The organism is Sphingorhabdus sp. (genome assembly GCF_044239005.1).
Classification (GTDB): domain Bacteria; phylum Pseudomonadota; class Alphaproteobacteria; order Sphingomonadales; family Sphingomonadaceae; genus Sphingorhabdus_B.
Genome location: NZ_JBIICH010000009.1, coordinates 1 through 19,712, shown reverse-complemented (window position 1 = coordinate 19,712; position 19,712 = coordinate 1). Strand labels below are relative to the sequence as shown.

General features: G+C 56.1%; 17 protein-coding genes. 11 read left to right on the top strand and 6 right to left on the bottom strand.

Annotation, left to right across the window (positions count from 1 at the left end; translation table 11 throughout):
• The first annotated feature begins 34 nt into the window (after positions 1 to 34).
• Together ACILQA_RS01430 and ACILQA_RS01425 are read left to right on the top strand one after the other, a co-directional pair.
• Positions 35 to 820, top strand: coding sequence for an NUDIX hydrolase (locus ACILQA_RS01430; protein ID WP_395628079.1), 786 nt, complete (start codon positions 35 to 37; stop codon positions 818 to 820).
• The gene (locus tag ACILQA_RS01425) at positions 820 to 2,085 is read left to right on the top strand and encodes a NupC/NupG family nucleoside CNT transporter (RefSeq protein WP_395628078.1); all 1,266 of its coding nucleotides are present in this window, start codon (positions 820 to 822) and stop codon (positions 2,083 to 2,085) included. Before ACILQA_RS01430 ends, ACILQA_RS01425 begins: the two co-directional genes overlap by 1 nt.
• 59 nt (positions 2,086 to 2,144) lie before the next feature.
• On the opposite strand, the gene ACILQA_RS01420 is transcribed toward ACILQA_RS01425, so the two are convergent.
• Positions 2,145 to 2,462 (bottom strand): 2Fe-2S iron-sulfur cluster-binding protein, encoded by a 318-nt coding sequence (locus tag ACILQA_RS01420; RefSeq protein ID WP_183941786.1) that lies wholly within the window; start codon positions 2,460 to 2,462, stop codon positions 2,145 to 2,147.
• A gap of 155 nt (positions 2,463 to 2,617) precedes the next feature.
• Here ACILQA_RS01420 and trxB point away from each other — a divergent pair, with 155 nt between their 5' ends.
• Together trxB and ACILQA_RS01410 are read left to right on the top strand one after the other, a co-directional pair.
• Positions 2,618 to 3,571, top strand: a complete 954-nt coding sequence (trxB, locus tag ACILQA_RS01415) for a thioredoxin-disulfide reductase (protein ID WP_395628077.1) — start codon at positions 2,618 to 2,620, stop codon at positions 3,569 to 3,571.
• Positions 3,572 to 3,697: 126 nt separating this feature from the next.
• Positions 3,698 to 4,870 carry a M48 family metallopeptidase gene (locus ACILQA_RS01410; protein WP_395628076.1) on the top strand — a complete coding sequence of 391 codons (1,173 nt, stop codon included), beginning with the start codon at positions 3,698 to 3,700 and terminating at the stop codon, positions 4,868 to 4,870.
• Here ACILQA_RS01410 and ACILQA_RS01405 read toward each other — a convergent pair.
• Entirely contained in the window at positions 4,867 to 6,939 is a 2,073-nt protein-coding gene (locus ACILQA_RS01405) for a malate synthase G (protein WP_395628075.1), read from the bottom strand. The two genes, ACILQA_RS01410 and ACILQA_RS01405, sit on opposite strands and share 4 nt — an antisense overlap.
• Positions 6,940 to 7,203: 264 nt before the next feature.
• Here ACILQA_RS01405 and ACILQA_RS01400 point away from each other — a divergent pair, with 264 nt between their 5' ends.
• The 3 genes from ACILQA_RS01400 (at position 7,204) to ACILQA_RS01390 (ending at position 10,866) form a co-directional block, all read left to right on the top strand.
• Complete coding sequence (locus ACILQA_RS01400) at positions 7,204 to 7,773, top strand: TMEM165/GDT1 family protein (RefSeq protein WP_395628074.1); 570 nt, start codon at positions 7,204 to 7,206, stop codon at positions 7,771 to 7,773.
• A gap of 41 nt (positions 7,774 to 7,814) precedes the next feature.
• On the top strand, positions 7,815 to 9,035 hold the full coding sequence (locus ACILQA_RS01395) for an argininosuccinate synthase (RefSeq protein WP_183941779.1): 1,221 nt from the start codon (positions 7,815 to 7,817) through the stop codon (positions 9,033 to 9,035).
• An 88-nt stretch (positions 9,036 to 9,123) separates the two neighbouring features.
• On the top strand, positions 9,124 to 10,866 hold the full coding sequence (locus ACILQA_RS01390; protein ID WP_395628073.1) for an amidohydrolase family protein: 1,743 nt from the start codon (positions 9,124 to 9,126) through the stop codon (positions 10,864 to 10,866).
• 34 nt (positions 10,867 to 10,900) lie between these two features.
• Here ACILQA_RS01390 and dnaN read toward each other — a convergent pair whose 3' ends face one another.
• A complete protein-coding gene (gene dnaN, locus ACILQA_RS01385) occupies positions 10,901 to 12,016 on the bottom strand; it encodes a DNA polymerase III subunit beta (RefSeq protein WP_324477822.1) in 1,116 nt (371 codons plus the stop codon).
• Between the two features lie 141 nt (positions 12,017 to 12,157).
• On the opposite strand from dnaN, the gene ACILQA_RS01380 reads away from it, so the two are divergent.
• The 4 genes from ACILQA_RS01380 to ACILQA_RS01365 all read left to right on the top strand — a co-directional run bounded on the left by ACILQA_RS01380 (position 12,158) and on the right by ACILQA_RS01365 (position 15,252).
• Positions 12,158 to 12,805, top strand: a complete 648-nt coding sequence (locus tag ACILQA_RS01380) for a histidine phosphatase family protein (RefSeq protein ID WP_395628072.1) — start codon at positions 12,158 to 12,160, stop codon at positions 12,803 to 12,805.
• A gap of 98 nt (positions 12,806 to 12,903) precedes the next feature.
• Positions 12,904 to 13,383: a hypothetical protein gene (locus ACILQA_RS01375; protein WP_395628071.1), complete on the top strand. Its 480-nt coding sequence runs from the start codon at positions 12,904 to 12,906 to the stop codon at positions 13,381 to 13,383.
• 45 nt (positions 13,384 to 13,428) lie between these two features.
• Positions 13,429 to 14,667 (top strand): 23S rRNA (adenine(2503)-C(2))-methyltransferase RlmN, encoded by a 1,239-nt coding sequence (gene rlmN, locus ACILQA_RS01370; RefSeq protein ID WP_395628070.1) that lies wholly within the window; start codon positions 13,429 to 13,431, stop codon positions 14,665 to 14,667.
• Between the two features lie 3 nt (positions 14,668 to 14,670).
• Complete coding sequence (locus ACILQA_RS01365) at positions 14,671 to 15,252, top strand: septation protein IspZ (protein WP_395628069.1); 582 nt, start codon at positions 14,671 to 14,673, stop codon at positions 15,250 to 15,252.
• Here ACILQA_RS01365 and ACILQA_RS01360 read toward each other — a convergent pair.
• The 3 genes from ACILQA_RS01360 to ACILQA_RS01350 all read right to left on the bottom strand — a co-directional run bounded on the left by ACILQA_RS01360 (position 15,249) and on the right by ACILQA_RS01350 (position 18,999).
• Positions 15,249 to 16,022 (bottom strand): thioesterase family protein, encoded by a 774-nt coding sequence (locus ACILQA_RS01360; protein WP_395628068.1) that lies wholly within the window; start codon positions 16,020 to 16,022, stop codon positions 15,249 to 15,251. The genes ACILQA_RS01365 and ACILQA_RS01360 overlap by 4 nt on opposite strands.
• 347 nt (positions 16,023 to 16,369) lie before the next feature.
• Positions 16,370 to 17,074, bottom strand: a complete 705-nt coding sequence (locus ACILQA_RS01355) for an EF-hand domain-containing protein (protein WP_395628067.1) — start codon at positions 17,072 to 17,074, stop codon at positions 16,370 to 16,372.
• Positions 17,075 to 17,115: 41 nt separating this feature from the next.
• Positions 17,116 to 18,999 (bottom strand): hypothetical protein, encoded by a 1,884-nt coding sequence (locus ACILQA_RS01350; RefSeq protein WP_395628066.1) that lies wholly within the window; start codon positions 18,997 to 18,999, stop codon positions 17,116 to 17,118.
• Positions 19,000 to 19,712: the final 713 nt, after the last annotated feature.

Below are 19,712 nucleotides of genomic sequence, written 5' to 3'. Positions count from 1 at the left end.
TTCTAACGCCGGGCATTCCATGCTCATGTGGGGCATGACTTTAGAAACAGCACTCGAACCCATCGCCACCCCCGCCGCCACTATGGTGATTTTTCGCCAAAACCCCGATGGCGGTGCGCCATTGTTGTTGATGGTCGAACGCATCAAGGCAATGGCTTTTGCCGGCGGTGCGGCGGTTTTCCCGGGTGGGAAGGTCGATCCGGCGGATTTCGATTATGCCGAAATGCTGGGCGGCCCTTTGCCATTGGATGAGGCCGCGGCGCGGCTGGCGGCGATCCGCGAGACGATTGAGGAGGCTGGGCTTGCCCTTGGGCTAAAGGGTGTTGATGACCCCGCCGATTGCGATGCCCCGCGCGCGGCGTTGCATGATGGGGAAAGCCTGCAAGCCATATGCAACCGCTTTGGCTGGGAACCCGATTTTGAACAACTCGTGCCATGGTCACGCTGGCGGCCGCCAGCGTTTGAGCGGGCATCGCGGGTTTTCGATACGCGCTTCTATTTGGTGAACGCAGGCAACACGACGCCGCTGGCGACCGTCGACCACACCGAAAACCGCGCGCTGTTTTGGGCCAGCGCGGCAGAGGTTTTGGACAAAGCCGACAAGGGCGAGGTGAAGATCATCTTCCCGACGCGCCGCAATCTGGAACGGCTGGCGATGTTTGGTGACTTTGACGCTGCTGCCGCGCACGCGGCAGCGCATCCGGTTTCCACGGTCCTGACCTATATCGATAAGCGCGAAGACGGAAACTGGCTCTGCATCCCCGACGGCCATGGCTATCCCGTGCTTCAGGAATCGCTGGATCAGGCAATGCGCGGCTAATGGCGATGCTCGCGCAATTGCAGGGGTTGATCGGGATCGCGGTCATATTGTTGATGGCGTGGGGATTTTCCGAACAGCGCAGGGCATTTCCGGGCTGGCGCTGGGTCGGTGGCGCGTTGCTGCTGCAAATATTGATCGCATTGGTGATCGTGCGGGTCCCGTTTGTGTGGGACGTCATCATGCTCGCCAATTATGCGGTCATGGCGGTCGAAAAGGCGACCTTGGTCGGTTCAAGCTATATGTTCGGCTATACCGGCGGCGGGGATTTGCCGTTCGTGCTGAAGGAAGGCGCAAGCCCTCCTCTGATTATTGCCTTCCAAATATTGCCGCTGGTCATCGTTTTCTCGGCGCTTTCCGCATTATTGTGGCACTGGAAAATCCTGTCGATCATTGTGCGCGGGTTAAGTTGGGCGATGCAAAAGACGATGGGAGTGAGCGGCGTCGTTGGTTTAAGTGCAGGGGCAAATATCTTCTTGGGCGTCGTTGAGGCGCCTCTGGTCGTCCGCGCCTATTTTGAGAAAATGAGCCGCAGCGAATTGTTCATGGTCATGGTGCTGGCGATGTCGACAATTTCCGGTGCGATCCTGATCCTTTATGCACAGACGCTGTCCAAAACGGTTCCTGATGCTGTCGGCCATATGATTTCGGCATCTTTGATCGTGCTGCCCGCGTCGATCCTGATCGCCCGGCTGATGGTGCCGGGCGCGGGGGATACCCAGATGGATCCTGATGACACCAGCTTGAAATATGAAAGCAGCATCGACGCGGTCATTACCGGGACGATGGACGGGGTTCAGCTGTTCCTTGCGGTTATTGGCATCATCATTGTGGTGTTTGCGCTGGTTGCTTTGGTTGACCAGATGCTGACCGTCTTGCCCTTGGTCGACGGGACAGCGTTGACGCTGCGCCGGATGTTCGGCTGGCTGTTTGCGCCATTGATGTGGGCAATCGGCGTGCCATGGGACGAGGCAGGAACTGCAGGCGGGTTGATGGGAACCAAGGCGATATTGAACGAATATGTCGCCTATCTCGACATGGCGGCATTGGCCGATGGCACTTTGGGCCCGCGCAGCCAGCTGATTGTCACTTATGCCTTATGCGGATTTGCCAACTTGGCCAGCATCGGACTGCTCGTGTCGACGATCGGTACCTTATGCCCCGCACGCCGCACCGAAGCCGCGTCATTGGGAATGAAAAGCTGGGTCGCAGGCAATCTCGCCTCTGCGATGACAGGGGCGATGATTGGCCTTGTTACGGCGGTTTAGCGGGGTCGCCGTCCCCCCAACCCTCCCGCCTGCGGGAGGGGCGTTAACGTCGCTCTAAATCAATCCTCAGGCGCGATGGTGACGATTAGGCCGTCAAGCGCATCGGTCACAGGAACCTGACAGGACAGGCGTGAGGTTTCGTTGCGGTGGTCGGTGCTGTCGAGCAAGTCATTCTCGTCTTCGCTCATCTTGGGCAGGCGATCGGCAAAAGCGGGATCGACATGGATGTGGCAGGTCGCGCACGAGCAGCAACCGCCGCACAATGCCAACAATTCGTCAAAGCCATTGTCGCGGATGACTTCCATCAGGCTCAGGCCATTTTCAGCCTCAACTTCGCGGCCTTGGCCATCGCGTGAAATTACTGTGATTTTAGCCATGAAAATGCTCCCTAAACCCGTGTTTCGGCCCGCCTGATAAGTTGCCGACGTCATAATGTGAAGCGCTAATTTAATGGGGATAAGTCGGGCGGCGCACTTGGCCAAAGCGGTGGCGGCGCTTATGTCCGGACCGAACAGAATCAGAAAGACCGTCCATGACCGAAAATCGCCACGCCCCTGTTATCATTATAGGTTCCGGTCCCGCCGGATACACCGCGGCGGTCTATGCCGCGCGCGCCAACCTGACGCCCATGATGATTACCGGTGTTGAAATCGGCGGGCAGTTGATGACCACGACCGAAGTCGACAACTGGCCAGGTGATGACGCGGGTGTCATGGGCCCCGAGTTGATGGAACGGATGCGCAAGCACGCCGAACGTTTCGGCACGCGGATTGAAAATGACTATATTGAAAAGGTCGATTTTTCGAAGCGGCCCTTTGTCCTGACGGGCGGCGCGGGTGATTACACCGCCGACGCGGTCATCATCGCAACCGGCGCAAGCGCGCAATATCTTGGCCTGCCGAGCGAAACCGCGTTCATGGGCAAGGGCGTATCGGCCTGCGCAACCTGCGACGGCTTTTTCTATCGCAACAAGCCCGTCGCCGTCATCGGCGGCGGCAACACTGCGGTCGAAGAAGCTTTGTACCTCGCCAATATCGCCAGCCATGTGACCTTGGTCCACCGCCGCGACAAATTGAAGGCGGAGAAGATCTTGCAAGACCGCCTGTTCGCGCGCGAAGCCGAAGGCAAAATCACCATCAAATGGAACCACACATTGGATGAGGTTCTGGGCGATGCGATGGGTGTCACGGGCATGCGCATTGCCGCGACCGACGGCAGCGGCACCGAGGATATCGAATTGCACGGTGTCTTCATCGCCATCGGGCACAAGCCAAATACCGGCATTTTCGAAGGGCATCTGGATATGGCTGGCGGCTATATCAAGGTGCGTGGCGGTTCGGAGGGTCAGGCAACGGAAACCAGCGTCCCCGGCGTATTTGCCTGCGGCGATGTGATGGACCATATCTATCGCCAAGCATGCACCAGCGCGGGCACGGGCTGTATGGCTGCTCTCGATGCGGAGCGGTTTATCGACGCTGTCGCGTAAATTGGCGGGCGCATAAATCACGGCGGCCCCCACGCCATAAATCCCCATATACCGTCCATCCGCAAGATGCGGTTGCATGTCTATGCTGTGTGAGATAGCTAACACAGCATATCGGGGGGAATAGACATGGCATTTGATCCAGCGGCAGAGACCGCGCGTTATATTGACAGTCTGGGGCCAGAGGCGCTGCAAAAGGCCGAAAGCTATACCATCGCCACGCATTGGATGTTGTTGGCGGGGTTGGTTGTCACCGCCATTGTAACGTGGATTATTGTACGCTCGGGCCTGCTCGACCGCCTGTCGGCGAAATTGCAAAATCGCGGCTGGGCATTGCGGACATGGATAATCTGCGTCGCCTTTTTCGTCATTTCGGCCGTCATCAGCCTGCCCTGGAGCATTTATGAGCAATGGGGTTTTGAACGATCCTATGGCCGGACGGACCAGCCATTGTCTGATTTCCTTGCCCAAAATGCGATTGGCATCACGGTGTCGAGCATATTGGGCGGGCTGTTTTTCCTCGGCGTCTATGCGCTTATCCGCCGTGCGGGCAAAACATGGTGGATATGGTCCGGTGGCCTTGCGGCTTTTGCCGCGGCGGTGACGATATTGCTCGCGCCTGTGGTGATTGAGCCGATGTTCAACGAATATAAGCCAGTTCCAGCGGGGCCAGTGCGGACGGCGTTGCTTGAAATGGCGGACGAAGCCAATATTCCGCATGACCGTGTGTTGATGTTTGATGGCTCACGCCAATCGAACAACTTCACCGCCAATGTCTCTGGCGTTTTTGGTTCGGCGCGGATTGCGATTTCCGACGTTGCGCTCAAGCAGGCGTCATTGGACGAGGTGAAGGCCGTAACGGGGCATGAGATTGGGCATTATGTTCTTGGCCATGTCTGGCGGATGGTTTTTGCCATTGTGTTCATTGCGATGCTTGGCTTTTTTCTGGCCGACCGATTGTTCCATCGGGTCGCGGCCTTATTTGGCAGCAAAGCCACCATCGGCGACCCCGAAGGATTGCCGATATTGTTGCTGATCGTTTCGGTTCTGGGCCTGTTTGCGCAGCCGGTGGTCAACAGCGTGACGCGTGTCGGCGAGAGCGAGGCGGACGCTTATTCGCTTCGGACGGCGAATTTGCCCGATGCGCTTGCAGGCGCGTTGGTTAAAACCGCCGAATATCGCTACCCGCGGCCATCGGCGTTGCAAGAAGTGATATTCTACTCGCACCCGTCGGTCGAAAACCGCGTGCGCCGGGCGATGGACTGGAAAGCCGGACAGCTGAAAAAAGCGGCGCCGCGTTAGGCCGCCGCTTTCTTCTCCTGCCGGAATTTGTGCAGCAATGGTTCGGTGTAGCCATTGGGCTGCGCCACGCCTTCGAAGATGAGCGCACGGGCGGCCTGCATCGCGATGCTGCCCGATGTGAGCTTTTCGTAAAGCGGATCGCTGGCATTTTGCGCGTCGACCTTCGCCGCCATCTTGGTGAGCGCGGCGTCCACCTGCGCCTCGGTCGCAATGCCGTGCAGCAGCCAGTTGGCAATATGCTGCGACGAAATACGCAATGTGGCGCGGTCTTCCATCAGGCCGATGTCGTGAATGTCGGGGACCTTTGAACAGCCGACACCTTGGTCAATCCAGCGGACGACATAGCCAAGGATGCCCTGTGCGTTGTTCTCAAGCTCTTGCGAGACCTCTTCATCGGACCAATTGTGGCCGACGGGCGCAACGGGAATATTCAGCAAGGGATCAAGGCCCGGCGTGGGCTCTTGTGCCAGTTCCGCCTGCCGCGCAAAGACGTCAAACTGGTGATAATGCATCGCGTGCAGCGTTGCTGCGGTGGGTGAGGGGACCCATGCGGTATTCGCACCCGCCTTGGGATGCCCGATTTTCTGCACCATCATGTCGGCCATCATATCAGGCGCGGCCCACATGCCTTTGCCGATTTGCGCTTTGCCCGAAAGGCCGCAGGCAAGGCCGATTTGGACGTTGCGCGCTTCATAGGCTTGGATCCAGCTGCTCGCTTTCATCTCCGCCTTGCGGATCATGGGGCCAGCCTGCATCGCGGTGTGCATTTCGTCGCCGGTGCGATCAAGGAAGCCGGTGTTGATGAAGACGATGCGGTCTTTCACCGCGTGAATGCAAGCCGCGAGGTTCGCGCTGGTGCGGCGTTCTTCGTCCATCACGCCGACCTTGATGGTGTGACGCGGCAGGCCGAGCACATCTTCAACCGCATCGAACAATGCGTTGGTCAGCGCGGCTTCTTCGGGGCCGTGCATCTTTGGCTTCACGATGTAGATTGAACCGGCGCGGCTGTTGCGATGCGTGCCAAGACCTTTCAGGTCATGCAGCGCGCATAAAGAGGTGAACAACGCGTCGAGAATGCCTTCGGGCGCTTCGCTGCCATCGGGCAACAGTACCGCCGGGTTGGTCATCAGATGCCCGACATTGCGCACGAACATCAGGCTGCGGCCAGCAAGGGTGAGGCCGTCATAATTGCGGTCCGCCTCAAGCGCGCGGGTCATGGTCCGCCCGCCTTTGTCGAAGGACGCCACCAGATCACCACGCATCAGGCCAAGCCAGTTGGTGTAAGCCGCAACCTTGTCCTGCGCGTCGACGGCGGCGACCGAGTCTTCCAGATCGATGATCGTGGTCAGCGCGGCCTCAAGGATAACATCGGCGATATGCAGTTCGTCGGTCGCACCGATGGGGTGCGCGGGATCGACCAATATCTCGATATGCAGGCCATTTTGTTTGAACAGATAGCGTTTTATGTCACCCGATGCGGTTTGCGTAACGAAGAAATCGGACGCGCCGCCGGACAACACGGCTTCCCAACCCGGGATGCTGTGGTTCAGGAAATTGCGCGCATAAGCGATGACGGCCGCGCCGCGATCCGCGTCATAGCCGCCTGGGCGGGCAGGCGGGGCATCGAGCGCGTCAGTGCCATATAAGGCATCATATAGGCTGCCCCAACGGGCGTTGGCGGCGTTCAAAACGAAGCGGTCGTTAAGGCTGGGCACGACCAGCTGCGGCCCCGCCATCGTCGCGATTTCCGCGTCGACATTTTGCGTGCCAATGGCAAAGGGCGCTGGTTCGGCAACGAGATAGCCAATGTCGCGCAAAAATGCCTGATAGGCCGGCATATCGCTAATCGGTCCGGGGTTCGCCTTGTGCCAGGCATCGATTTGCGTTTGCAGCGCGTCGCGTTTGGCGAGCAGTGCGCGGTTCACCGGCACAAACCGTGCGAGAATATCGGATAGCCCGGACCATAAAGCGTCGGCGGCTATGCCCGTGCCCGATAGCGCGCGGCTTTCAACGAAAAGCGCGAGTTCATCAGCGACCTGCAGGTTTGCGCGGGTTACATATTCAGTCATGACTTTGGCTCCAGTGGGACGTGGTGCCTGGGGAGATATTGTTGTTATTGCCGCCTCTCTAGCGATAGTTTGGACGGTGCAAAAGCGTTTAATTGCGGGTAAGGGCTGGCCCATGAAACCGACCAAGCATCTTGTTGAAAAGCCATGGGGCCGCACAGATATGCCGGTGCAACATTGTTGATCGCCCGCTAAACATCATTATCACTCGGCCACGCGGGGTTGTGGGTGGCATTGCGTTTTTAACTGCCTTATCCGGAAAGCATTATGGAAATTTTCTTTGCATCTACCTTGCTTGTTGCCGTTGCCGAAATCGGCGACAAAACAATGCTGCTCGCCATATTGCTTGCGACACGGTTTAAAAAGCCGCTGCCGGTCATCGCCGGCATTTTTGCCGCCACAATGGCCAATCATGCGCTCGCGGCTTGGGCGGGCAGTGCGCTTGCCAGTATCTTCATGAGCGACGCATTTCGCATCGCGGTCGCAATTGGTTTCATCCTGATGGCGGCGTGGACGCTTATTCCCGATAAGGTCGATGACGATATGAAAGTCGCATCGCAGCGCGGGGCGTTTGTTGCCACGACAATCGCGTTTTTCTTGGTGGAGATGGGCGATAAGACGCAAGTCGCAACAATCGCACTTGGCGCACAATATCATGCCGTGCTGGTGGTTGCGGCGGGAACAACCTTGGGCATGATGATCGCCAATGTCCCTGCGGTCTATCTGGGTGAGAAGCTGGTGGAAAAGGTTTCGCTGCGCATTGTGCATAGGATTGCGGCGTCGATGTTCCTCTTTCTGGGGCTTTGGCAGTTGTGGGAGTTGTCGAACCCCGCCTAAACTGTTAGGCGCGCGGCGGATATTCAGCTTCGGAAAATGATATGACCAAAGACAGCGTTAAAAAAGTCGTCCTCGCATATTCGGGCGGGCTCGACACCAGCGTCATCCTGAAATGGCTACAGGTAGAATATGGCTGCGAAGTCGTGACCTTCACCGCCGATTTGGGGCAGGGCGAAGAGCTTGGGCCAGCACGCGAAAAGGCTGTGCTGATGGGCGTGCCGGACCACCATATCTACATTGATGATTTACGCGAAGAATTTGTGCGCGATTTCGTTTTCCCGATGATGCGCGCCAATGCGCGGTATGAAGGCGACTATTTGTTGGGCACATCGATTGCCCGTCCGCTCATTTCGAAGCGGTTGATCGAAATTGCCGCCGAAACCGGCGCGGACGCGATTGCGCATGGCGCAACGGGCAAGGGCAATGATCAGGTGCGGTTCGAACTTTCGGCTTATGCGCTGAACCCCGACATTAAGGTGATTGCGCCTTGGCGTGAGTGGGACCTGACAAGCCGGACACGGCTGATCGAATGGGCCGAACAGCACCAGATTCCAGTGCCCAAGGACAAGCGCGGCGAAAGCCCGTTTTCGACCGACGCCAATCTGTTGCACACATCATCCGAAGGCAAAGTGCTTGAGGACCCGTGGGATGAGACGCCCGATTATGTCTATTCGCGCACCGTCAATCCAGAAGATGCGCCCGACACGCCCGAATATATCACCATCGATTTTGAAAAGGGCGACGGCGTCGCACTGAACGGCGAAGCGATGTCGCCCGCGACCTTGCTCGCTGCGCTGAATGACCTTGGCCGCAAGCATGGCATTGGCCGCCTTGATCTGGTCGAAAACCGCTTTGTCGGCATGAAATCGCGCGGCATGTATGAAACACCCGGCGGCGAGATTTATGCCCGTGCCCATCGCGGCATTGAAAGCATCACGCTCGATCGCGGCGCAGCGCATCTTAAGGATGAGCTGATGCCGAAATATGCCGAGCTTATCTATAATGGCTTCTGGTTCTCGCCCGAGCGCGAGATGCTGCAAGCCGCGATTGACCATTCGCAGACCTTGGTGTCCGGCACCGTCCGGCTGAAGCTGTATAAGGGTCTGGCCAGTGTGGTTGGCCGCAAATCGCCCAACAGCCTGTACAGCGAAAAGGTTGTGACGTTCGAAGACGACGCCGGCGCCTATGACCAAAAGGATGCGGCGGGCTTCATCAAACTGAACGCACTTCGCCTGCGTTTGTTGGGACAGCGCAAAGCGTAATTTCACAGAGCAATCGTGATCAACGCGACCCCACTTTAACCGTCCGATTAAGTCTGATAGGCTCTCCTTTAGGAAGAGGAGAGTCGATATGCATGATTTGGTCATTCGCGGTGGAACGGTCGTTGATGGCACGGGCGCGCCGCGCTTTGTCGCCGATATTGCGGTCGATGGCGGTATCATTACTGCTATGGGCCAAATCAGCGCTTCAGGCCGCGAAGAGATTGATGCTTCGGGTAAAATCGTCGCGCCAGGTTTTGTTGACATCCATACCCATTATGACGGCCAGGCAACGTGGGACAGTGAGATGGGTCCGTCGAGCTGGCATGGCGTCACCACGGTCGTCATGGGCAATTGCGGCGTTGGCTTTGCGCCCGCGAAAAAGGACAAGCATGATTGGTTGATCGGCCTGATGGAGGGTGTTGAGGATATTCCCGGCACTGCGTTGGCCGAGGGGATGAAATGGGATTGGGAGAGCTTTCCCGATTATCTCGATGCGCTCGAACGCCTGCCGCGCACTATCGACATTGGCACGCAAGTTCCGCACGGCGCGTTGCGCGCCTTTGTCATGGGACAGCGCGGCGCGGATAATGAGGAGCCAACCGAAGCCGACATCGCCGAAATGGCGCGGCTGGTGGAGGAAGGCTTGCGCGCAGGGGCTTTGGGTTTTTCCACATCCCGCACGGTGCTGCACAAATCGATTGATGGCGAACTTGTCCCCGGGACCACGGCGACCGAACCCGAACTGGTTGGCATCGGCCGCGCCATGGGCAAAGTCGGGCATGGGGTGTTTGAGCTGACCACCGATTTCTTGGAAGAATGGGACGAGTTCGGCTGGATGGGTCGGTTAAGCCGCGAGACGGGGCTGCCGATTGCCTTCACCATGTTGCAATCGCCCATCAAGCAAATGCCTTGGACCGAGCAAATGGCAGGGATGTGCCATGCCAATGACAATGGCGCCAATCTGGTCGCGGCGATTGGCCTGCGCGGTATCGGCGTCATCATGAACTGGCGCGGCACGGTGCACCCATTCATGCGTAAACCGAGCTGGCAGAAAATCGCCGGACTGTCGTGGGACGAACAAAAGGCAAAGCTGTCCGACCCGGCGTTTAAGGCGGCGATGTTGGCGGAGGATAATTTGCCACCGCCGTCGGTTGATATGGCCCCATTCTTCATGCTGGTCACCGCCGCATGGGCCATGCAATTCCCGCTGGGCGATGGCTTTAGCTATGAACCCACCCGCGAAGAAAGCGTCTTTGGCTTTGCGCAAGCCGCGGGCAAAGAAAGCGCCGAATATGCCTATGACCAGTTGATGGCCGACGATGGCAACGGCATGATTTACCTGCCGATATTGAATTATATGGATGGCAATTTGGACTTCACCAAAGAGCTGCTCCAGCGTGACGATATCGTCGCATCGCTCTCCGACGGCGGCGCACATTGCGGGACGATTTGCGACGCGGCGTCACCGACATTTCTGCTCAGTTACTGGGCGCGTGACCGTAAGGCCGGAACAATACCGCTTGAACTGGCCGTCAAACGCCAATGCCACGACACGGCGCGGCTTTATGGGCTGAATGATCGCGGTGTGCTGAAGCCCGGTTATCTCGCCGATATCAACGTCATCGATTTTGACGCGTTGAAATTGTTGAAGCCATGGTTGGCGTTCGACTTGCCCGCCGGTGGCAAGCGCTTACTGCAAAAGGCGGATGGCTATGCCGCGACGATAAAATCGGGCGTGGTCACTTTCCGTGATGGCGCGATGACAGGCGCGTTGCCCGGTATCGTAGTGCGCGGTCCGCAGAGCATCGAAATAGCGGAAGCCGCGGAATAAGGGAGGGCTTCCAGCGCGGAAGCCACTCCATTTATTAGACGCGCATTGGCATCAAAACGTACAGCGCCGCTGACTTGTCATTCTCGCGAATGAGCGTTGGGGCGCTGGCGTCGGCCAAGTGAAGCTCGACGATGTCGCCTTCGATTTCGCCCAATATGTCCATCAAATAACGGGCGTTAAAGCCGATTTCGAAGCCGTCGCTGCTATATTGGCCGGACACTTCTTCTGCGGCTGTGCCGTTTTCAGGGCTGGTGACCGACAAAGTGATCTTGTCTTTATCGAGCGCCATTTTGACAGCGCGGGTTTTTTCGGTGGCGATGGTCGCCACGCGGTCAACGCCTTGGCTGAATGCCTTGGGGTCGATGCGCAGCAGCTTGTCATTCGCGGTTGGAATGACGCGGCTGTAATCGGGGAATGTGCCGTCAATCAGCTTTGATGTCAGGATGACGCTGTCAAAGGTGAAGCGGATTTTGCTCGCCGACAGGTCGATCTGGATGACATTGCCGCCGCTTTCGTCCAGCAGCTTGCGGATTTCGGCGACGCATTTGCGCGGCACGATTATGTCGGGCATATTTTCTGCGCCAGCAGGACGCGGCAGCGTGACGCGGGCGAGACGGTGGCCATCGGTGGCCGCTGCCTTCAACACAGGATCGGCATCGTCGGTGACGTGCAGGAAAATACCGTTGAGATAATAACGCGTTTCTTCGGTCGAGATCGCAAAACGCGTCTTGTCGATAATCTGGATCAGCGAGCTTGCGGGAATTTCGAACGAGGTGGGCAATTCGCCCTCTGCGATCGTTGGGAAATCTTCGCGCGGCAGCGTGGCGAGCGAGAAGCGGGCGCGGCCAGCGTTCACCGCCATGCGGCCGTCTGCGGCATGCAATTGGACTTGCGAGCCTTCTGGAAGCTTGCGCGCGATTTCGAACAGAGTGTGCGCCGAAACGGTCGTTGCACCGGGGGTTTCAACATCGGCAGCAAAGGTTTCAACGACCTGCAGATCAAGGTCCGTCGCGGTCAGCTTGATCTTGCCGCCTTCGCTGGCTTCGATCAGGACGTTGGACAAAATGGGAATAGTGTTGCGCCGTTCCACAACGGATTGGACGTGGCTCAGGCTTTTCAGCAGGGTCGCGCGTTCGATCGTGGCTCTCATTCAAATTCCCCTTATCGGGCATGGCGAGCATAAAGCAGCCAAAAATCCCTATTTCTATGGCGACTCTTCCATAACCGCTTTGGCCAGCAGGGCAAGCCGATAGGTTTTGCGTCGAAGAATATCCTGTGGAATAAGGCGATTATGACGATTTCAACGAACGGTAGACGGCTTTTCATCGCACGGCATGGGGAGACTGTGTTTAACAAAATTGCGCGGATGCAGGGGCAGGCAGAGCTGCATACCCCGCTGACGTGGGAAGGCTGTGTGCAGGCGCGTGCGATGGGCCGTGCATTGGCAAACTATCTGGGGGATGACCCCACGCCGCAGCTTTGGTCGTCCACCGCCGGGCGCGCGTTGCAGACACTTGCATTGATCGCAGAGGAAATCGACGCCGACTGGCACCAGACGATGCGCGACGACCGGCTGTTGGAGATTGACGTCGGCCTTTGGTCAAGCCGCACCTATGCCGACATATCCGCGGAAATCGGCCCAATCGTCGATATGGAGCACAAGCTGTTTTCCGTGCGTCCCGAGGGCGGCGAATTTTACGACGATGTCGCGCAGCGACTGCGTCACTGGATAGCGGACCAAAGCTTTGAACAGGACATGCTGATCATCTGCCATGGGATGACCGCACGCGTGCTGCGCGGGGTATTGCTGGGGTTGGAGCCCATGGAACGCTTCGGCGCGCCTATCGCCCACAGCCTTGCGCAGGGCAGCATGGTGATGATCCGCGATGGTATCGAAACGCTGGTGATTGACGGCGACGGCGCAGGGGAGCGTGCTTGAAGGTTCGCTTGCGATATCATGTGTTCTCCTGCGAAGGCAGGAGCCCAGAACAACCGGGCGCAGCGCGGCGCTGGGTTCCGGCCTCCGCCGGAAAGCACATGCTTTTGATGTTTGCGTTGACGCTTGCGGCCGCGGCGCCGCTCGCCGCCAAAGACCGGCTTGGCGTATATCAAGGGTGGGCGGCGTTTCGTGACCCGGAAACCCCCCGCTGCTATGCAATTTCGGAGCCTGACGAGACGATACGACCTCCAACGCGGGCGGCTTATGTCTCCATCGGTTTTTGGCCAAAGCGCAGGGTGACGCACCAGCTTTACGTGCGGCTGTCGCGCGATCGGTCGCCAAACAGCGGCGTGACATTGACCGCGGGCGGCCGGCGCTTTCGTTTAAAGGCCAATAGCAACGCGGCATGGGCGGCGGACCGGCGGATAGACTTGGCGATTATTGCTGCCATCCGCTCGGCAACGTCGCTCAGCATCGAAACGATCGGGCGCGATGGCCGGTCGATTGTCGATGCCTACGCATTGCGCGGTGCGCCCAGTGCAATCGATGCTGCGGCATTGGGATGCGCTGTGCGATAGCATAGCTGGCATTTCGGCGATTCATTGCGTATAGGCGCGGCCATCATGCAGATTCCCGGCCATATAGACCCCGTTGTCACCCCACGCGCGATTACGCAGCGTGCGGATGGCCGAATTGACCTCATGGGTCTCAGCCATCTCCAAATTCGTCAGCTGTTTGAAGAATCGCAGCTCGATGAAAAAGCGGCAAAGCTGCGGTCAAAGCAGGTGTTCCATTGGATCTACCATCGCGGCGTGACCGATTTTGAAGCGATGACCGACATCGCCAAAACGATGCGTCCATGGCTTGCCGACCGCTTTGTCATTGGCCGGCCAGAGGTTGTCGAGGCGCAGGTTTCGACCGATGGCACGCGCAAATGGCTTTTGCGCACCGATGACGCGCAAGATTATGAAATGGTGTTCATTCCCGATGCGGATCGCGGCACGCTTTGCATTTCTTCGCAAGTGGGCTGCACGCTCAACTGCCGTTTTTGTCATACGGGCACGATGCGGCTGGTGCGCAACCTGACACCGGGCGAAATTGTCGGGCAGGTCATGTTGGCGCGCGATGCGCTTGGCGAATGGCCAAAGGGCAATATGGCGTCGGTTGCGGACGATGATGAAGATGATGATGTCGGCCATTATACCGCCGATGGCCGCATGCTCACGAACATCGTGTTGATGGGCATGGGCGAGCCTTTGTATAATTTCGACAATGTCCGTGATGCGATGAAGATTGTTATGCATGGCGATGGCCTTGGCCTGTCGCGCCGCCGCATTACGCTTTCGACGTCGGGCGTTGTGCCGATGATGGCACGCGCGGGCGAAGAGATTAACGTGAACCTCGCGGTCTCGCTGCATGCGGTGACCAAGGAAATCCGTGACGAAATCGTCCCCATCAACCGCAAATATGGCATTGATGAACTTTTGCGTGCCTGCGCCGAATATCCCGGCGTCAGCAACGCACGGCGCATTACATTCGAATATGTGATGCTGAAGGACAAGAATGACAGCGACGAAGATGCGCGCGAGCTCGTGAGCCTCATCCGCCAGTATAAACTGCCGGCAAAGGTCAATCTGATACCGTTCAACCCATGGCCCGGCGCGATTTATGAATGTTCGGATCCAGAACGCATTAAGCGTTTTTCCAGCATCATTTTCGAAGCCGGCATCAGCGCGCCCGTGCGCACACCACGCGGCCGCGATATCATGGCGGCGTGCGGCCAGCTGAAATCCTCCAGCGAAAAGAAAAGCCGCGCCGAACTGGACCGCCTCGCTGAGGAAAAACAGGCGGCGTTAGGGTAAGGCATGGTCGCGCAAGAAGCAGACGTGAATGGCGGCGTATTTGCGCGCCACAACCGCCTGCCATTTGCCATTGATATCATCACGGGCCTGCTGTTCTACTTCGTTGCAAAGTTCACCGATTTGCAGACTGCGGCGATTGTAGGCGTGGTCGTCGGGTTCGGGCTTGTCCTGTTCCAGCGCATAACGAAAATTGATGTCACCGGCGGGCTTGCGCTCTTCGGTATCTTGATGCTGTGCATTTCGGCAGGCCTCGCAGTTTGGCTGAATGATGATGAATGGATCAAGCAGCGCGGCACAATCACTGGATTAATCGCCGCCAGTTTCTTCATTATCGATGGCGCGCGGGGCGGGCCGTATATCGGCAAAGGTTTAGCGCGGTATATGCCCTACTCGGACATCCATGCGGGCCGCTTTGCTATCGTCATGGGCGTTATCGGCCTGATCATGGCGGCGCTGAATTATGGCGCTGCAAAATTGCTGACGACGGACAATTGGCTGTTCTACAAAACCTTTGTCGATAATTTTATCGTTATTGGTCTTGTGATGCTTGCCATGCGCTTTGTCCGCGCAAAGCCAGCTGTTTAAGCGAAAATTGCCACCGACTGCATGCCGGTAAGCACCGCTTCGCCGCGGCTGTTCCATGCGGTCATATATTGGCTGCTCGCGCCATTGGCGGCGTGATGCGTTTCGCTGGAGAGATACCACCAGCCATCGTCGGTCGTTGGCGTATCCGTCAGCATGTTGATCTGCCAGTTCATCGAGCTGACCATGCCCTTTTCGGTCATCAAGCCCATCGCAGATGGCGGCAATGCATCACCAATGCAGATAAGTTCGGCAATATGGTCAATCCCGTCATGTTCGGTAAAGCGGTGCCAGCTGGCGAGCCGGTTGGTTGCTAATCCCAGTTCGAGCCGCTTGTCCGGATATTGCATATGGCCCGTGAAAAATTCAGGCGGGCCGCTGCGTACATTGTCCGCGGTCGGAAGTGGCGGAAATTCGGGCTGCGCGATGTTGATATAGTCCAAATGGCTCTGCCGCCGGTTCATGAAAATGAACGTGCAGGTCAGGCCAATGCCATCTGCGCCCATGATGTCGGCCTTGATAAATGCCGTGTTTTTACCACGACGCAGGATATTGGCCTGCACCTCGACATCGCCGGCCAAGGGGCCCACAAACGCGATTTGTGCCGACTGAAGCGGCGGCAAATCCTCCGCAGTCATCTTCGCCGCTTGATAGGCCAGTGCCGAGCTTAAGCCGCCATAAGAGGTGCGCCCCTGATGCCAGGTAGCGGGGATGGAAATCTTGTGCGACGCGGCGCCCGGCTCGAACTGGGCGAGAAGTGATGCAAGGTTCATTTTGATGATTTAGCGATGGAAAATCAATGTCGCAAGTCGCTGACGAAAACCGGCTTTCTTAAAAATGAGCCGCGTATTGACGGAAAAATGAACCCCAAAAGCGGGATTTCCAATTACAACTTCTGGATGTTGTGCTCAGGTTCACCGTTGCTGGGTTTACCGAACTGTCATGTCCCTACTGCACGACCTACTCTGGTGTTTTGTCAAATCGAATGTCTGGTACCTGCTATTCGATGCAAGTACAGAGCCTTAAGACGAAGATTTGCGGATAATCGACTGCACTAGGTTGCTGGTAAGGCTCCGCTTACATTAGACTACGCCTGCGATACTAAGACTTTACAGCGTAACTATCGATCCAAGGGTTCCGTAGACCGTGGAGTAGTTGACTTGGATATTTCGGCCGGTGTCAAGATGCCGTCTTTATCTGTATCTATCCGATCAAAATTGGCCAGCGTGGCTGTGCGGTATTCTACGAGTGATATAATCTGGTCACGGTTAATATCAAAGCGAGACATTTCTGCTGAGGCATCAATAAATTTAGGCGCAGGAACCAATGCAGCAAATTCGATTGGGGACAGCATACCATTTCGGTCGGTGTCGAGGTTTTTGAAAAGAACTCGATTTTGTTCTTGAGCCTTCGCGGTTGAATCGCGTCTAATAAACTCCTCTACTTCTATACGGGTAGCTTTGCCATTACCATCAAGATCGCGTTTTTTAAAATCAAGATCCATAAGCGTTATAAACTCAGAACGCATTAGATCAGGCGCTACCTGTTGCTTTTCTAGAGGCGGGGGCTGATTTTTACTCTGAGCTATCGACGGTTGTTTTACAGGCTCAGTCAACTTTTTATTCTGAGGCGTACTGCCTTTAGTAGGGGTGTTCTGAGCTGCATGACTGATTTGAGAACAGCCTAGCGCTATAATGGCGGGCGCTGCAACGCAGGCAATTAAGAAATTCCTGGTTAGCTTTTTGGAATTACGCTTTGTTGTTGACATTAGCATCGCCCATTTCGAACCTTCTTTACTTAAAATAAAAAGGGCTGCCAATCTCATTTGAGATTGGCAGCCCTTTTTTACTCAATTAGTGTCAACAGTTAGAAACCAAAGACCACTCCAACGCGTCCGCCAAGCTTTCCGCCCTTGTTCAGACCACCACCAACGGCAGCCGTTACATAGACCTTCTCGCTTACGCGGCCTGCAGCATTAAGAGCCACTGCAGATGCACCTTCATACATGCCGACATTGCCTGACAGTGTGAAGTTCGTATCTGGCAAGATCGTGCTTCCACCCATTGCGATTGCTGTTGCGGTTGAGCTAGCAATCTTGTCACGCAGTGTGTTGTCCAAATCGGTGATACGAGTACCAAGCGCATTATCAGCGGCTACACGCGCACTGTTTTCAGCCGTGATACGCGCACCAAGTGCTGTATCTGCGGCGGCACGTGCTGTTTCTTCAGTAGCGATACGGGTAGTAAGCACTGTATCTGCAGCGGCGCGTGCTGTTTCTTCAGTAGCGATACGGGTAGTAAGCACTGTATCTGCAGCGGCGCGTGCTGTTTCTTCAGTAGCGATACGGGTAGTAAGCGCTGTATCTGCAACGGCACGTGCTGTTTCTTCAGTAGCGATACGGGTAGTAAGCACTGTATCTGCGGCGGCACGTGCTGTTTCTTCAGTAGCGATACGGGTAGTAAGCACTGTATCTGCAGCGGCGCGTGCTGTTTCTTCAGTAGCGATACGGGTAGTAAGCACTGTATCTGCAGCGGCGCGTGCTGTTTCTTCAGCAGCGATACGGGTAGTAAGCACTGTATCTGCGGCTTCACGCGCTTCGGCTTCAGCTTCTACGGCAGACGTTGTGAACGCATTTGCGCTCACCAGCGTTGCTGCATCGCCAGCTTCACGCGCTTCGGCTTCAGCTTCTACGGCAGACGTTGTGAACGCATTTGCGCTCGTCAACGTTGCTGCATCGCCAGCTACACGCGCTGCAGCTTCCGCAGTTAAACCGGTTTCTAGGACTGCAATGTCGGCAGAGTTTTCTGCAATCCGGTCCTCATGGTCGGTCAATGCACCCAAAACTTCGGTTTCAAAGTTGGAATCTGCTGCTGCGTCGGCACCCGTGAGAGCGCCAGAGGCAAGTGCTATGTTCTCTTGATCGCTATCCGCTGCGGCGGTCAAGATATTATCCTGACGTTCCAACACGGCCAAAGCAGCGTTAGCGTCGGCAACCGAAGCCTGAGCTTCTACCGCAGCTTCAGCATCAGTCGCAGCAGTTTCATTCAAGCCTAGCAGTGCAGCAGCCGTGCCATTTGCTCCGGCAGGAGTGATTTCGAGCTCCTCAAAAATGTCCGCCAAATCATCATTCTCTACCAAGGCGTCATCAAGAGCAGCGAATGCGTCGGTTGCATCGTCGGATGCAATAATTGCAGCTGCGGCAAGAGTGGTTGCATCATCATCCGTTGAGAGAACTAGAGCATTGTTCGCAGCAAGCTGTGTGGACAGTGCGCTTACAGAAGCTTGAGCAGTAGCAACTTCCGCCGCTGCCTCTTCATCTAACGCCTGTGCATCAGCCAGGGCTTCCTGAGCTTCTAGTACATCTGCCGATGCTGCTGCTATTTGCTCCGCAGTTGCATCTTCATCCGCATTAACCAAGTTAAAAGCATTCTGAGCATCCGCCAAATCATCTGTAGCTTCTTCTACAGCTGCTTCGGTCAAAGCTTGAGCGTCTTCGGCTTCTCCTAGAACACCTTCCGCCTCAGCCAATTCCGCCAGTGTTTCGACACGCGCGGCCAGAGCTTCTTCAGCTGCATCTGCAGCTTCTTCTGCGTCTTCAGCAGCAGCAGCGGCGGCGTCACTCGCTTCTTGAGCAGCTTCAAGAAGCTCAACTTCTGCATCCGAGAGACTTGCAAAAGCATCAGCTGCCGCGTCAGCACTCGCCGCAGCTTCATCCGCAGCTGCATCTGCAGCTTCTGTTTCATCTGCCAATGTTCCTTCAGCATCTTCGATGTCGTCAGCTAAATCCGTGTAAGAGCCATCCAGCGCCCCAGGAGCAGCAGAAGCCACGCTGGACAAAGAAAGCGCTAAAACGCTTACGCATAGGCCAAGGCCTAATTTTCCTGTATTTTTCATTTTTCTGTCACCTTCAAATTCTGACATAACGTTAAATTAATTCTCTATAATCTCCGCAATTTTCGCGGATCAACGGAGATGCGGCGCGTTTGGATCGTTTTACGAACCGGAACCCTTTATGGATCTAGCCATCAAAGGAAATTTTCAAAACCAAATTCGAGCGTATAAAAATGCATGCATAATTAATATAATAACTTTTCTTTATCTATATGACGGATGGAAGCTAAAACTTAAGCTAATGTTCAGAAGTCAGAAAATGGTGGGCAGTTGGGGCAATGATCATGTTTCATGGTGTTCGTTCATAGCGAAAACGCTTCAAAGCATGTTTTAAGAGGGGGGATGGCAGTGTCTTCGCATGATGAAATTTACAACCCGCATATTAGTAATTATCTGCGATGTTTGAGATATTTAGCGACTTTTCAGGAAGAAATCGGCTTGCAAGTTATGCGTAAAGAGGGGGATGTGCTGCTCCTCATTAAGCAAGAACCCGGGCAACCGGTAAAATATTATATGAATAAGTCCGGCATGTCGTCACGCTGGTTCAACGAGATTTTGAAGCAGCTGCTGGC

Coding starts and splice junctions, on each gene's coding strand:
- ACILQA_RS01430 (WP_395628079.1), top strand. CDS start 35: ATGACTTTAGAAACAGCACTCGAACCCATCGCCACCCCCGCCGCCACT.
- ACILQA_RS01425 (WP_395628078.1), top strand. CDS start 820: ATGGCGATGCTCGCGCAATTGCAGGGGTTGATCGGGATCGCGGTCATA.
- ACILQA_RS01420 (WP_183941786.1), bottom strand. CDS start 2,462: ATGGCTAAAATCACAGTAATTTCACGCGATGGCCAAGGCCGCGAAGTT.
- trxB (WP_395628077.1), top strand. CDS start 2,618: ATGACCGAAAATCGCCACGCCCCTGTTATCATTATAGGTTCCGGTCCC.
- ACILQA_RS01410 (WP_395628076.1), top strand. CDS start 3,698: ATGGCATTTGATCCAGCGGCAGAGACCGCGCGTTATATTGACAGTCTG.
- ACILQA_RS01405 (WP_395628075.1), bottom strand. CDS start 6,939: ATGACTGAATATGTAACCCGCGCAAACCTGCAGGTCGCTGATGAACTC.
- ACILQA_RS01400 (WP_395628074.1), top strand. CDS start 7,204: ATGGAAATTTTCTTTGCATCTACCTTGCTTGTTGCCGTTGCCGAAATC.
- ACILQA_RS01395 (WP_183941779.1), top strand. CDS start 7,815: ATGACCAAAGACAGCGTTAAAAAAGTCGTCCTCGCATATTCGGGCGGG.
- ACILQA_RS01390 (WP_395628073.1), top strand. CDS start 9,124: ATGCATGATTTGGTCATTCGCGGTGGAACGGTCGTTGATGGCACGGGC.
- dnaN (WP_324477822.1), bottom strand. CDS start 12,016: ATGAGAGCCACGATCGAACGCGCGACCCTGCTGAAAAGCCTGAGCCAC.
- ACILQA_RS01380 (WP_395628072.1), top strand. CDS start 12,158: ATGACGATTTCAACGAACGGTAGACGGCTTTTCATCGCACGGCATGGG.
- ACILQA_RS01375 (WP_395628071.1), top strand. CDS start 12,904: ATGCTTTTGATGTTTGCGTTGACGCTTGCGGCCGCGGCGCCGCTCGCC.
- rlmN (WP_395628070.1), top strand. CDS start 13,429: ATGCAGATTCCCGGCCATATAGACCCCGTTGTCACCCCACGCGCGATT.
- ACILQA_RS01365 (WP_395628069.1), top strand. CDS start 14,671: ATGGTCGCGCAAGAAGCAGACGTGAATGGCGGCGTATTTGCGCGCCAC.
- ACILQA_RS01360 (WP_395628068.1), bottom strand. CDS start 16,022: ATGAACCTTGCATCACTTCTCGCCCAGTTCGAGCCGGGCGCCGCGTCG.
- ACILQA_RS01355 (WP_395628067.1), bottom strand. CDS start 17,074: ATGAGATTGGCAGCCCTTTTTATTTTAAGTAAAGAAGGTTCGAAATGG.